Source organism: Ruegeria sp. PrR005 (assembly GCF_010500245.1).
Taxonomy (GTDB): domain Bacteria; phylum Pseudomonadota; class Alphaproteobacteria; order Rhodobacterales; family Rhodobacteraceae; genus Ruegeria_B; species Ruegeria_B marisflavi.
Genome location: NZ_JAAGOX010000043.1, coordinates 1 through 13,631, shown reverse-complemented (window position 1 = coordinate 13,631; position 13,631 = coordinate 1). Strand labels below are relative to the sequence as shown.

The window sequence follows — 13,631 nt, the reverse complement described above, 5'->3', positions numbered from 1 at the left end:
CGGAATGTTTAGAACAGGGGGTCGGCGCCGCGGCCGCCTTCGTCCTCTGCCGGGGCGTACATGTTGATTTCCATGCCGCAGTTCACTTCGCGAATCTTGGGCGCTGTCCAGGCCATTTTTCACCTCCACTGGCTGGTTGTCTCACCTCAGACTAGCCCAGCATCCCCCTCGGGCATATTCTCCTTTGGTCTTAGGGCAGAGGCTAGCGGATGGACTGGGACACCGAGGACAGAAAGGACCGCAGGGCTTCGGCCGCCACCGGTTTGTGAAACAGCTGCCAACCCTGCCTGGCGCAGGTCTCGATGATCGTGGGGGTTCGCGACGCCGTGATAACGCAGGACGGCACAGCACCGATTTGCGTCTCGATCCGGGCCAGGACATCGGTCCCCAACGCACCGCTGTCCAGTTGCCAGTCCGCGATGATCGCATCCGGCAGGATACCTTCGGTGCCGATAAGGTCCGTCGCCTCGTCGCCGCTTGCGACCGGCAGGACACAGACATCCCAGGCTTCCATGGCAACCGTCATGGCATTGCGCAAATCGCTGTCGTTTTCGATCAGCAGCACGATCAGCCCGCCAAGGCCGGTTTCATTCCTGCTGCCGTTGCGGTTCGAAACCAGACCGCTGAAATCCGGCGCGTGCGAGATCGCAAGCTCGACCAGAAATCCCGACCCGCGATCGACGGTCGAGACAAGATCCAGCGGGTGCCCCAGCAGGGCACAGGCCCGTTCGACGATGGCCAGCCCCAGCCCCATGCCCTCGGCGGCCGAGGCGGCGGATTCCAGGCGTTGAAACTCTCGAAAAATGATGTCGCGCTGTTCCGGGGCAATGCCGGGGCCGGTATCCCAGATCTCAAGCCGCACCGAATGCGCCCTGTGCCGCACGCCGACCAGGATCTTGCCGCGCGAGGTGTAGCGGATCGCGTTGCCGATCAGGTTCTGAGCGATGCGGCGCAGATAGGTGTAATCCGACAGAACAACGGCGTCGGTCGGAACCACCCGCAGATCCAGCCCCTTGGCCCGCGCCGTCGGTCCCAGCTCCTCGGCCAGTTGGGCCAGGATATGGCCCAGCGAGACCGGCGCGCGATGGACTTCGGCCTTGCCTGAATCCAGCGTCGAGATGTCCAGCAGCGCCTCGAGTATCGTCTCGACGCTGTCCAGCGAGCGGCGCGCCTTTTCGGCGATCACATGGGTCTGGTCCGGGTTCTGGCCCGGCTCGATCGACGCGATATAGAGCTTGGCCGCCGACAGCGGTTGTAACAGGTCATGGCTGGCCGCCGCGACGAACCGCGATTTCGACGCATTCGCCCGCTCTGCCTCGGACAGGGCATCGGCCAGTTCAAGGGTGCGCTCGGCTACCCGCGCCTCGAGCATTTCATTCGCCTGCTGGATTGCCCGCACGGCTGCCCGTTCCGCCGAAACATCGCTGAATGAAATCACGAACCCCTTGTCCGGCATCTCCTGTGCGTGAACTGACAGGGTCTTGTTCTGCCCCTGCCAGATCTCAAAACTGATCGCGGGGCGGGTTTCGGTCGATGTCACCCACGCCCGGATATCTTCTTGCGTGATGCCGCTGGAATAGGACGACACCTGTGCGAATCCCTCGAACAGCGAAAAGAACCCCATCCCCATCGAGAACTTGCGCGCCGGGATCGACAGCATCTCGCCCACGCGCTGATTCCAGCCCGCCAGACGCGCCTGGTTGTTGAAGATGCAGACGCCCTGGTCGAGATGCTCCAGCGTGGCGCGGATCAACCGTGCCTGATCGTCCAGCATCCGTTCGCGTTCCAGCCGCTCCAGCCGCATGATGTCGCTGATGTCGGTTTGCAGGATCACGGTGCCGCCGTCCGGGGTCCGGTGCTCGCTGACCTGGACCCAGCGGCTGCCCACCATCCGCACGTTGAAGATGACGTGATCGTCCTGGTGGCGGCGCATCCGGCCCTCGGCCCATTGTGCCGAGGTCATGTTCTCGGGCAGCGACAGGTAGCGAGAGCCACTGACAAGATCGACATACTGGCGGAACGAGATGCCGGGGCGGAACCCGTCGCGGATATCGGGCATGTGCAGGCCAAAGCGCGAGTTGCACATCACCAGCCGCTCGTCGGGATCGAACAACGCAAACCCTTCCTGCACCGTCTCGATCGCGTTGGCCAGGTTCGAACGGGCCTCTTCCGTGGCGCGGTTGGCCTCGGCCAGCCGGGCGTTCGAGTCGTTGAGCAGGTCCAGCGCCCGCTCCAGATCCCGGGTCCGGTTGCGGACCTCCTCCTCCAGCAGGGCGGCGCGTTCGAACTGCGCATAGGCGGCCCCGGACGCGTCCACCGCCTGTTCGACCCGGCGCATCAGGGCGGCGTTGATCTTGGCCAATTTCTCGATCTGCCGTTCCGGCGTGTCGTTGGGATTGATCAGGGACGCGGTCATGCCGGTTCAAACCTCTTCGGGCGGATAGATCGCAACTCCGGTCAGTGTCTGGTTGACATGCATGGAATTGAACTGTTCGCCATAGGTCGAAAAGCCGACAACCTTGTTTGCGCGCAGGATTTCCGAAAGCTTGTTGATCACCTGATTTTCCTGGGCTTCCAGCCGGCGCAGCAGGCAGTCGCAGCCCAGAATGACAGCGGGCGCGCCATCCCTCGACAATCGCGCCATTTCCTCGCCCAGGTGCTCGGGCATGTCGCGGGCATGGGCCAGCGTCAGGACCAGCCCTTCGTCTATGGCCGAAAAGAACACCAGATCGCCGTTCTCGGCCACTCGCTGGATCGACCGGACGTGATGCTGGCCGCCGATGCGTACTACGACCGGATGCGCCGCGAAGGTAAACGTGGTCAACTGCTCGGGGTCCTTGCCCAGAATGCGCGCGTATTCACGCGCGGCGGGTTCGGCGTTGATTTCATGCACCGTGCGGCGCACCGGGTCTGCGCCCGTCACGACCATGCGCTGCTCGGACGGGATCAGGTGATCGGTCTTGAACACCTGGATCGGGCAGCGGGTGCGCACCTGCATCAGCACCGCCGCATCGCTGTGCGCCTGACCTTCGTGGAATACCAGGGTCCTTTGAAAGGTCTCGCCATCCCCTGCGGACCCCCCGAACATCTGGACCGGGCCCAAACCCATGGCAAGATCGGAGGCCAGCTTGTCCTCCAGCGTGGACAGGCCATCGACCAGAAGGAAGTTGAACTCGTACCGCCAATCCGGGCGCGAGGCCGCCAGATCGTTGCGCGTCTGGATCATCCGGTCGACCATCGACTGGACGTCATAGTCGGACAGTTTCGCGACAATCCCGGTTTCGATCCGAAAATTCTCTTTGGGAAATCCGATAGCGACGATTTCGCCTTCGGTATATCCCTCGGCCGAAATCTCGCCCGCAGTGGTGCAGCCGACGACCCGTATCCCGGGCAGGGCTTCGGCCGCATCCTTGAGAACCTGGCGCGCGTCGGCCTCGGGGCTGACAAACAGAATGACCAGCTCCAGATCGCCATCGTCGATCCTGTCCGCCAGCACGCGAAGCGGTTCGGGAACGTCATGCCGAACCGAAGCGGTGCGCAAAACCGCCCGCCCGGCCCGTGCCTCCGGTTCAGGACCTTGCGTTAGGTCCAATGGCTCCTCCCTGGTAACCTGCTAGGCAGGTTACGCGTGTTTCCATCACTCTGACAAGAAACTCGAAAAACTGGTTTTCTTGGCGATAAGCACCGCCTGCGTGCGGCTTTGAACGCCCAGTTTGCGCATGATCGCGGTGACATGCGCCTTGACCGTTGTCTCGGCAATCGACAGGTCATAGGCAATCTGCTTGTTCAGCTTGCCCTCACACACAAGCTGCAAGATCCGGGCCTGCTGGTTGGTCAGCGCCGAAAGCCGCTCGATCGCGTCGTCGACGGCGGGGCCTTCTGCATCCTCTCTGGCAACCTTCTGATACCCATCGGGGACAAAGACCTCGCCTTGTGCCACCGTTTCGACGGCGATGCGGAACACATCGCGCTGGGAATGTTTGGGAACAAAACCAGAGGCGCCCGCACTGACAACACCGGATATCACCCGGCTGTCGGTCAATGAGGAAACCACGATCACCGGCGCCTTGGCCGCGTTGCGCATTCGCACCACGCCCTCCAGCCCGTCCACGTCCGGCAGGTTGAGGTCGAGGATGATGAGATCCGGCTTGCCCCTGCTGGCCAGATACTCCAGCGCGTCTTCAAGCCGCGATTCCGTATCCACCTTGCGGATGCCCGATACCGCTTGCAGCGTCATCGACAGCGCATCGCAGAACAGCGGATGATCGTCGACGATCAATGCCGAGGAGAAAGTACGCGCCGCAGTGGAATAAGCTGGGATCTGCATGGGACTGGCCATAGGTCTGTTCATATCCCGAGTGTACCAAGGCGAGGCGGAATGACCATTGGCCAAAGGTCGAATGTTCGGATTGTCGGCGGGCAAAAGTAAACGCGCGCCTCGGTCGGCGCGCGGTCCTGTTCTTTTATCGCGTGTGGCTCAGTTGGCCGCGGCAAGCTGCTTGGGCAGCTTGAATGTCCAGAGCATGCCGCCCTGGTTGAGATAGTTCACCTTCTTGGCGACCTCGCCACCCCAGAGCGGCACCGCGCCACCCCAGCCGGAGATGACCGAGACATATTGCTCGCCGCCCATCTCCCAGGTCACCGGCTGGCCCACGATGCCCGAGCCGGTCTGGAACGACCACAGGATCTCGCCTGTCTCGTCGTCAAAGGCGATGAACTTGCCCTCGGGCGTACCGGTGAACACCAGCCCGCCGGCAGTGGTCATCACGCCGGCCCAGAGCGGGGCGTCGTTCTTGAACTCCCACTTCACCTCGCCGGTATCCGGGTCTATCGCCTTGAGGCTGCCGATATGGTCCTCGTAGTTGGGCTTGATGGTAAAGCCCGCGCCCAGATAGGCAGCGCCCTTCTTGTAGGTGATCGGCTCGTTCCAGATGTCCATCCCCCATTCGTTCGAGGGCACATAGAAATTGCCGGTCTTCTGGCTGAAGGCCATCGGCATCCAGTTCTTGCCGCCCAGGAACGAGGGAGAGGCAAAGATCACTTCGCCCTTGGCACCATCGGCCGCCGCTGCCGGGTTGCCCGGGCGGTTGTCTTCGTTGAAGATCGGGCGGCCGTTCTCATCCAGGCCCGAGGCCCAGGTGATATCCTTGACGAACGGTGCGCCGCGCACGAACTTGCCATCCTCGCGGTTCAGCACGTAGAAGAACCCGTTGCGGTCGGCGGTGGCCCAGCGCTTGTTGCCGTCGCGGTCGGTATAGGCCACGACCTCGTTCACACCGTCATAGTCCCAACCCTCGCGCGGGGTGGTCTGGAAATGCCACTTGATCTCGCCGTTGTCGGGGTTGATGCCGATGCGGCTGGCGGCATAGAGGTTATCACCCTTGCCGGAATTGTCCTGACCCGCATCGCGCAGCCAGCTGTTCCAGGGCGCCGGGTTGCCCGCGCCAAAGACCAGCGTGTCGGTCTCGGCGTCATAAGAACCGCCCAGCCAGGTGGCGCCGCCGCCGGTTTTCCACATATCGCCCGGCCAACTGGCGTTCAGCGTGCCGGTCATGGTGCTTTCCTGGCCCTTGAAGGTGCCCATATGGCCTTCGATCACTGGACGGGTCCAGACCATCTCGCCGGTCTCGGCGTCGCGCGCCTGCACTTCGCCCACGATGCCGAACTCACCGCCCGAGTTGCCGGTGATCACCAGCCCCTTCACGATCAGCGGCGCGGCGGTATAGGAATAGCCCGCCTTGTAATCGGCGATCTTCTTGTTCCAGACGACATCGCCGGTTTTCAGATCCAGCGCCACGATGCGGGCGTCGAGCGTGCCGAAATAGATCTTGTCGCCATAGATGGCGCCGCCCCGGTTGATCACGTCGCAACAGGGCAGGATGCCCTCGGGCAGGCGGGCATCGTATTGCCAGAGCTCGTCGCCGGTGTTGACGTCGATGGCATACATGCGGCTGTACGAGCCGGTGATGTACATCACCCCGTCATGGATCAGCGGCTGGGTTTCCTGCCCGCGCTGTTTCTCTCCACCCAGGCTGAAGGCCCAGGCGGGCATCAGGTTCTTGACGTTGCTCTTGTTGAGCGTGTCGAGCGGGCTGTAGCGTTGCAGGTTGCGCCCCATCCCGTTGGTCAGCACGCTGGCGGTGTTGGCCTGGTCGTTGGCCAGGTCCTCTTCGGTGACACCGGCCAGTGCGCCGGACTGCCAGCCAGCGGCCACGATCAGCCCTGCGGCTGCGGCCATGACAAAACGATTCATCATTATCCTCCCTTGCATCCTCTCCTAGCCGGATCACCCCGAGAGACCGGGCGTTTGGCTGTCCGGCATTATTGGAACGAACGGGCTCGCGCGAAATTGAACAAAGGTCGTAGGGTCAACTTGGGGCGGTTACTCGGCGGGCGAAAAGGCACGGCCGATGCGCGTGCTTCGGTCGTCGGATGTGCTCTCGAAAGTTTAAGTGGCGAGTAAAGTATGACCTGTAGTGATTAGATATAAATAAGATAAATAAATTGCGGCGGCGCCTTTTGGCGCCGGCCGTTTCGTGCATATCAGTCCGAGATCTTCTTTGGATCGCGTTGCGAGATACTGCCCAGATAGGCCAGGATAAAATCCTGCACGGTGCGGTCTTCGATCCCGACGTGGCGCATCTTGGTGCCGGGCATAAAGCCGGTGTTGTCTTCCATCCAGGCGCGCAGGGCGGCCGGAGTCCAGACGATGCCCGAAGCTTCGAGCGCAATGGAATAGTCGTAGTCGGGATAGGTGCCAGCACCGCGCCCGATTACGTTTTCCAGCGGCGGGCCATAGCTGTCATGGGTGGCGTCCGAGGCGTGGCAGCGGCGGCACTCGGTATCGAACAGGGCGGCACCGGCGCCAATCTTGATCTGTTCGAATTTGGTATCGGCAAAGCCGGGGGTCGCCAGCAGCAGGGCGGCAAGCGCGAAAGGAACGGATTTCATCTGACTCTCCTGAATGAAGTCTCCGCCAAGGCGGTCCGTGTCGCGCGTTTCCGTCCCGATCCATAGCAACAGGGGCTGAAACTTTCCTTTGTTCTTTGGTCGTAGCCCGGCGCTCAGCTCTTGCGCCGCAGCAAGCCGCGCGCCGGGTCATAGCCCCAGACCGCCAGGAGAAAGAAGATCGCCCCGGCCACAACGGTCCAGCCAAGCGCCGGGCCGTTGAACTGGCCATAGAGCGCAAAGCGAATGAACTCGACCGCGTGGGTAAACGGGTTGACGGCGCAGATGTCCCGCAACATTGTCGAGCTTTCGGCCATCTTCCACAGCGGGTAAAGCGCGGTGGACAGAAAGAACATCGGAAAAATCACAAAGTTCATCACCCCGGCGAAATTCTCCAGCTGCTTAATCAGCGAGGACAGCGCCAGCCCCAGCGCGCCCAGCATGATGCCCGCCACCGCCAGCGCGGGCAGCACCGCCAGATAGCCCACTACCGGCATGCGGATGCCAAATGCCGCCGCGACGGCCAGAAACGTATAGGCTTGCAGGATCGAGATTGCCGTCGACGCCACCAACCGGCAGAACAGCAGCCACCAACGCGGCAGCGGTGCCGTCAGCAACAGCCGCATCGAGCCCATCTCGCGGTCATAGACCAGGCTCAGGCTGGATTGCATGCCATTGAACAGCAGGATCATGCCGCACAACCCCGGCACGATGTAAACCTCGTAGGTGATGTAGGTCTGATAGGGCGGCGCGATCGACAGGCCCAAGGCCGCCCGGAACCCCGCCGCAAAAACCAGAAGCCAGATCAGCGGCCGCACCAGCGCCGCCACGAACCGGCCCCGTTGCCGGACGAACCGCTGCGCCTCGCGCAGGACGATGGCGTTGAGGGTGATAAAAGCATGCCTCATGGCGGGCCTGCGGTCTGTTTCAGGAAATGATCCCGCAACCCCTGCGAGCCGCGCAGCTCACCGGCCAGACCCTCCTGCAACAGCCGTCCGTGATGCAGGATCAGCAGGTGGTCGCTGTCCTCGATCTCGTCGGTCAGATGCGTGGCCCAAAGCACGGTCAGACCGCTATCGCGCGACAGGTCGTGTACATGATCGGTGATCGCCTTGCGGCTGGCCGCATCCAGTCCCACGGTCGGCTCGTCCAACAGCAGAACCGAGGGCGCGTGGATCAGGCAGCGCGCGATCTCGGTCCGCCGCCGGTGGCCGCCATTCAGGTCGCGCGCGCGCTCCTGCGCGCGCTCGGCCATGCCCAACCGTTCCAGCGCCGCGTCGATGCGGCTGCCCGCTTCGCGCCCGGACAGCCCGTGCAGCGCCGCGAAATAGCTGAGATTGCGCCGCACCGTCAGGTCGAGATCCAGCGTGGGCTGCTGAAACACGACACCGATCCGGGCCAGCGCCGCGCGCGGATTGCGCGCCAGATCGTGGCCGGCAATCTCGATTCCGCCCTCCCGCGCTGTGAAAAGCCGCGTCAGCAGGGAAAACAAGGTCGATTTACCGGCTCCGTTCGGCCCCAGGAGTGCCGCGAACCGGCCCGGCCCGACGTCAAAGCTCACGTCGTCCAGCGCCCGCCGGGACCCGTAGCTGTAGCTCAGGTTGCGGACCGTCAATCCTGTCACTTGATGGTGATCTCCAGCCTTTGGGTGTCGCCGGTGCTGCCCGGCACTTTCAGGTAATACTGCCCCGGCTTGATCGCGACAAACCCAATCTCCATCACGCCCGCCTCGTCAAACTCGATCGAATCGAGCCCCAGCGGGCGAATTTCCAGCCCCTCGACCACGATCTCGTCGATCCAGATGGCGCGAAAGAAATCGGGCCCGACCAGGCCGAGCTCCTGGCTGCCGTCGCCCTGAATCTCGAACTCGTAGTATTTGCCCGAACGCAACTCCCACGGCACCTCGGACAGCGGCTCCCCAGCCGAGAGGATGATCGGCGGCAGGTCCTCCTTGTTCGAGGCCGACAGGATACCGGCCAGGCCATAGCCACGGTCGTCACCATCCGCGAGGGCCGGGGCAACCACGGCACAGGTAAGGGCAAGAGCGCAAAGTAGGCGTCTGATCATCGGCTGTCCTTTCGTTACGGGCGCAAAGCGGCGCCCCAGGGGAACCGCCCGACCTTGATGGTCTTGACAGGTGCGCGCCGGGCGACGTCGATCACGGTCACATCCCCCGACACGCCATTGGTGGTGAAGAGGAGCGATTTGTCGCTGTTGAACGCCATATGCCAGACGCGGCGGCCCACCAGGATGTACTCTTTGACCTCATAGGTGGCGGTATCCACCACCGCGACATGGTTCGACGGCCCCAGCGCGACAAAGGCGGTCTTTTCGTCCGCCGTCACCTCGAAACCTACCGGCTGCACCCGGTCCGGGTGCACACCACGGATGTCAAAGCCAATCTTGGCCTTCTCGGTCTGGGTGGCGACGTCGAACACGGTCACGGTGCCACCGATTTCCGAGCTGACCCACAATTCGGCCCCGTCATGCAGGAACTCGGCATGGCGCGGGCGTGCATCGACCAGCGTGTTGGCGAACAGCTCATGGGTCTCGGTGTCGATCCAATGCGCCATATTGGTGGTCTCGGATGTGGTGATCACGATCCGCCCGTCCGGGCTGACCGCCATGCCCTCGGGCTCGATGCCGACGTCGATCTGGGCCACCACCGTGCGGCTCTGGGTATCGACCACCGTTGTCACCGCGTCATCCTCGTTGGCGATCCACAGATGGCGGTCGTCGGGGTGCAGCACGAATTGTTCCGGGTCCTCGCCCGAGGGCAGGTCAAACAGGATCTGCCCGGTTTCGGGGTCCATCACCTGCACCGTGTCACTGTCGGACGCACAGATATAGACCCGGCTGAAATCGCGGGAAAAAGTGATCCCGCGCGGCCGCTCTCCGGTCGAGATGGTGCGCGTCACCTCCAGGGTGGCGACATCGATCACGCTGATGGTGTCATCCTTTTCATTGGTCACCCAGATCTCTTCGGCGGCCAGGGGGGCGGCAAGGGACAGCGACAAGAAGAGGGGGGCAAGCCTCATGGTTCACTCCTGAAAGGCGGTGCAGCGGGATTCGGGCGCATCGAGGCCCAATGTGTCGAGTTCGTTGCGCTGGTGCAGGAAGCCCTCGACCGGGGCCTGCATCACCACCGCGCGGTCGGTGACCAGCGGAATGGGCTGGCGCAACTGGCCATTCCAGGTGCGAAAGCTCATCGGGCGGCCCTTGAACCCGGCCAGTTCAAAGGCATCGGACAGGATATAGGCGCGCAAGGTTGCGGGATCGGCGCTGTTGGTGCGGGTGACCGCCTCGCCCAGCACCCGCATGGCGGCCCAGGCGGCATAGTCGCGGTCCCGCATGTCGCGCCGGGTGAGTTTTTGGAACCGCGATTGCAATTGCGCCGCGCCCCATTGTTCGACCACCCGCGACCAGGCCACCGGCACCAGCCCCTCGGACCCGGCGACGGGACGCGGCAGCCAGGTGTTATAGGCGATATAGCGGCCGAAATCCCCGGTCTCATCGGCCACCAGCAGCACGTCATGCTCGGGCAGGTCCTGAGTGAACAGCGGCACCTCCTGGCTGGCGTTGCGCCGCATGTCGGCATCAAAGCGCCACTCGCGTTCCCCCACCAGCTTCAGCCCGAACTTCTGTGCCGAGCGCCGCAGGGCATCGGCAAAGGCGCGGTCCACCGCATGTTCGCCCGCGACCAGCGCAAGCCTGGCAAAACGCTTGCGAAGCAGCACCTGCATCAGCGCATCCGCCCGCATCGCGTCGGATGGGAGGGTATGGAACAGGTTCGCCCGACAATCGGCATCCCGCAAGCGCGTGTCCGGCGCCGAGACGTTGAAGATCATCGCGCCCGCCGCCTCGGGAAGGTCGACCACCCGCAGGAGATCCTCGGCGGGGGCATCAAGCAGCAGGAACGGGGACGCGGCCAGCATGTCCCGCGCTGCCGCCAGCAGGTCGCCGCCCGGGGTGATCTCGGCAACCTCCAACGCATAGGCATGCCCCAGAAACCGGCCGCTGCTCTGGTTGTCGGCCAGGCCCAGTTGCGCGCCATCCACGCCTTGCGTCTCCGGTGCCGGGTCGAGGTTCGACAGGACCGCAGGCGCCTCGACCTCCTGTTTCAGATAACCGACAGACAAGGTCACCTCGGCCTGAGCCGCACCGGACATCAGGCCAAACACCAAACCGGCGGCGCATCTCGCAAGCTGTTTCATCGGTCCAGTCCTCTCCCAAAGGAAAGCTATTCCCCCGGCGCGCCCCGCGCCTATTCGACCAAAGTCCCAATTCCCCGGTGGATCAAACCAAGGTCGAATACCGGCATTGGAATTCAGGCGCTATCACCAGCCCCGAGTGAGGATACTGGAGGAACCAAGATGCTTGACGCAATCAAGGTCAGCACGATCGCGATGGTCCTGGGGGCGGGCATGGCCTGGGCGCATGGCGATGTCGCACCACAGCCCGTCAACACCGACGCCCTGCCGGATGTGGGCGAGGAGTGGTTGATCGAGAACCCCTATCGGGCCGAGGCCGCCGGCGAAGAGGTCTGGCGGACCGCGATCAAGATCGGGGACTCGGGCTACAACCAGAACTGCGCCCGCTGTCATGGTCTGGGCGTCGTGTCCGGCGGTTTGGCACCGGATCTGCGTTACCTGGAGGCCGCCGAATATGGCGATGAATGGTTCGTGGAACGGTTCCGTGACGGCTATACCCAGAATGGCACTACCAAGATGCCCGCGTTTGGAGAGCTTTTGGGGCAAAAGGCGGCCTGGGCCATCCGTACCTATATCGAGACCCGGCCCGATGATGGGGCGCTTGACGAATACACCCCGCGGCTCAAGGAAATCCGCGATGTGCTTGCGGCCGGTGGCGGCGATACGGCGACCCTCTCCGAAGAGCTGTGGCAGATCGCCGGCAAGGTCGAGACCGCGTCGGGTGCGCCAGTCGCCGACAGCGCGGCCTCGCGCGCGGCGGAACTGATCTCGGGCGCCAGCCCGGATTTCACCGGCGCGGCCGAGGCGCTGACCATCGGCCTGTCGGCCGCGCACTGACGGGCGGTCGCGGATGATCGGACGGCGCGTCTTTCTGGGCTTGCTGCTGATCGGGCTCTCCGGCCCGGCCTTGGCCGAAACGCGCTGTTCGGATGTGGTACCGCAGGCCCGGCCGCAAAACACCTCCCGGGATATCGTCGGCGCCGACCTCGACCAGATTCAGGAACGCGGCTGGATCGAGTTCGCTGTCTACGAGGATTTCCCGCCCTGGAGCTGGGAGCAAAACGGCAAGCCCCGGGGCGTCGATATCGAGATCGGCCGCCTGATCGCCGAGAGCCTTGGGGTCGAGGCCCGCTTCAACCTGGTCGCCGCCGGAGAGAACCTCGATGCCGACCTGCGCAACTGGGTCTGGAAAGGGCCGGTCGTCGGTGGCCGGGTGGCGAATGTCATGCTGCATGTCCCCTATGACAGCACCTATGCCTGCCGGGTGGAACAGGTCGTGTTCACCGGCCAGTACCATGTCGAGAAAGTGGCAATCGCCTATCGGACCGATGCCTATCCCGAGGAAAAGCCGGTTCCGGCCTATTTCCGCTTCGACACGGTAGCGGTCGAGAACGACTCGATCTCGGATTTCTACCTGACCTCCTTTCCGGGCGGGCAGCTGGGCGGCAACATCCACCGCTATCCCGACATGGCGGCGGCAATGGCGGGGCTGGCAGCGGGCGAGACCAAGGCCGCCATGGGGCCGCTGGCCCAGCTTGAATTTGGCGCCACCGAAGGGGTCGGGGTGCACACGCCGCCGCTGCCGGGATTTGGCATCGGCAACTGGACCGTCGGAGTGGCCGTGCATTTCGCCTATCGCCCGCTGGCCTATGCGGTGGACGACGCGATCCTGTCCGGTCTTCAGGACGGGCGGATCGCCCGGATCTTTCAGGCCCACGGGCTGACATTCTCGGCCCCCCAGCTGCGCTAGATCAGGCGCATCTACACCCAAGGTCGAATGGAACAATCAGGCCGCGCCGCATAGCGTAGGCCATAACAGACGGAGACGGAACGACATGGAACTGAGCGACTCGAAGGTGATCGCGGCCGATCGGGCTACGGTTTGGGCCGCACTGCTGTCCCCCGAAGTGCTGAAGGACTGCGTGCCGGGCTGCCAGGAGATGTCCGGCAATGCCGCGGACGGGTTCGAGGCCACCGTGGTGCAAAAGGTCGGCCCGGTAAAGGCGACCTTCAAGGGCACGGTTGTCCTGTCGGATATGGTGGAACCCGAAAGTCTGACGCTCTCGGGCGAGGGCAAGGGCGGCGCCGCCGGATTTGCCAAGGGTGTCGCAAATGTGCGGCTCGAAGAGAACGCGGACGGCTCCACGACCCTGCACTATGTCGTCGAGGCCAAGGTCGGCGGCAAGCTGGCGCAACTGGGCAGCCGCATCATCGACGGGTTCGCCCGCAAGATGGCGGATCAGTTCTTCACCCGCTTTCAGGAGGTGGTTGAGGGGCCGGGCGCGCCCGATGCTGATGCGCCGGATGGTGAAAAGAAGAAAGGCTGGCTCAAACGCGTGATTGGCGGTTGAGCCGGGCAAAGGCATCTCGAAGGGAGGAAGGAATGGCTTCAATTTCGATGACTGTGAACGGTCGTGCTGTTGTAGGTACGGTTGAGGGTCGTGAGTTGTTGAGTGGATTTTTGCGGGATCA

Annotated in this window: 14 protein-coding genes; 3 read left to right on the top strand and 11 right to left on the bottom strand. The window is 63.5% G+C overall.

Features of this window, described 5'->3' with window-relative positions; genetic code table 11:
• Positions 1 to 8: 8 nt before the first annotated feature.
• The 11 genes from pqqA to G0P99_RS17330 form a co-directional block, all read right to left on the bottom strand.
• Entirely contained in the window at positions 9 to 116 is a 108-nt protein-coding gene (gene pqqA, locus G0P99_RS17380; protein WP_164131751.1) for a pyrroloquinoline quinone precursor peptide PqqA, read from the bottom strand.
• An 86-nt stretch (positions 117 to 202) separates the two neighbouring features.
• Complete coding sequence (locus G0P99_RS17375; RefSeq protein ID WP_164131750.1) at positions 203 to 2,416, bottom strand: PAS-domain containing protein; 2,214 nt, start codon at positions 2,414 to 2,416, stop codon at positions 203 to 205.
• A gap of 6 nt (positions 2,417 to 2,422) precedes the next feature.
• Positions 2,423 to 3,592 (bottom strand): FIST N-terminal domain-containing protein, encoded by a 1,170-nt coding sequence (locus tag G0P99_RS17370; protein ID WP_164131749.1) that lies wholly within the window; start codon positions 3,590 to 3,592, stop codon positions 2,423 to 2,425.
• 45 nt (positions 3,593 to 3,637) lie between these two features.
• Positions 3,638 to 4,327 (bottom strand): response regulator transcription factor, encoded by a 690-nt coding sequence (locus G0P99_RS17365; RefSeq protein ID WP_164131748.1) that lies wholly within the window; start codon positions 4,325 to 4,327, stop codon positions 3,638 to 3,640.
• 150 nt (positions 4,328 to 4,477) lie between these two features.
• Positions 4,478 to 6,253, bottom strand: coding sequence for a PQQ-dependent methanol/ethanol family dehydrogenase (locus G0P99_RS17360; protein WP_164131747.1), 1,776 nt, complete (start codon positions 6,251 to 6,253; stop codon positions 4,478 to 4,480).
• Between the two features lie 290 nt (positions 6,254 to 6,543).
• A complete protein-coding gene (locus G0P99_RS17355) occupies positions 6,544 to 6,951 on the bottom strand; it encodes a cytochrome c family protein (protein ID WP_164131746.1) in 408 nt (135 codons plus the stop codon).
• Between the two features lie 113 nt (positions 6,952 to 7,064).
• A complete protein-coding gene (locus G0P99_RS17350; RefSeq protein WP_164131745.1) occupies positions 7,065 to 7,856 on the bottom strand; it encodes an ABC transporter permease in 792 nt (263 codons plus the stop codon).
• Positions 7,853 to 8,572 (bottom strand): ABC transporter ATP-binding protein, encoded by a 720-nt coding sequence (locus tag G0P99_RS17345; protein ID WP_164131744.1) that lies wholly within the window; start codon positions 8,570 to 8,572, stop codon positions 7,853 to 7,855. Before G0P99_RS17345 ends, G0P99_RS17350 begins: the two co-directional genes overlap by 4 nt.
• On the bottom strand, positions 8,569 to 9,015 hold the full coding sequence (locus G0P99_RS17340; protein ID WP_164131743.1) for a hypothetical protein: 447 nt from the start codon (positions 9,013 to 9,015) through the stop codon (positions 8,569 to 8,571). Before G0P99_RS17340 ends, G0P99_RS17345 begins: the two co-directional genes overlap by 4 nt.
• Before the next feature lie 14 nt (positions 9,016 to 9,029).
• Positions 9,030 to 9,986, bottom strand: a complete 957-nt coding sequence (locus tag G0P99_RS17335) for a YVTN family beta-propeller repeat protein (RefSeq protein WP_164131742.1) — start codon at positions 9,984 to 9,986, stop codon at positions 9,030 to 9,032.
• 3 nt (positions 9,987 to 9,989) lie between these two features.
• Positions 9,990 to 11,162 carry an ABC transporter substrate-binding protein gene (locus G0P99_RS17330; protein WP_164131741.1) on the bottom strand — a complete coding sequence of 391 codons (1,173 nt, stop codon included), beginning with the start codon at positions 11,160 to 11,162 and terminating at the stop codon, positions 9,990 to 9,992.
• Between the two features lie 159 nt (positions 11,163 to 11,321).
• Here G0P99_RS17330 and pedF point away from each other — a divergent pair, with 159 nt between their 5' ends.
• The 3 genes from pedF (at position 11,322) to G0P99_RS17315 (ending at position 13,510) form a co-directional block, all read left to right on the top strand.
• Positions 11,322 to 11,996 (top strand): cytochrome c-550 PedF, encoded by a 675-nt coding sequence (gene pedF / locus G0P99_RS17325; RefSeq protein WP_164131740.1) that lies wholly within the window; start codon positions 11,322 to 11,324, stop codon positions 11,994 to 11,996.
• Positions 11,997 to 12,009: 13 nt separating this feature from the next.
• Positions 12,010 to 12,909 carry an ABC transporter substrate-binding protein gene (locus G0P99_RS17320; RefSeq protein WP_164131739.1) on the top strand — a complete coding sequence of 300 codons (900 nt, stop codon included), beginning with the start codon at positions 12,010 to 12,012 and terminating at the stop codon, positions 12,907 to 12,909.
• 85 nt (positions 12,910 to 12,994) lie between these two features.
• Entirely contained in the window at positions 12,995 to 13,510 is a 516-nt protein-coding gene (locus G0P99_RS17315; protein ID WP_164131738.1) for a CoxG family protein, read from the top strand.
• Positions 13,511 to 13,631: the final 121 nt, after the last annotated feature.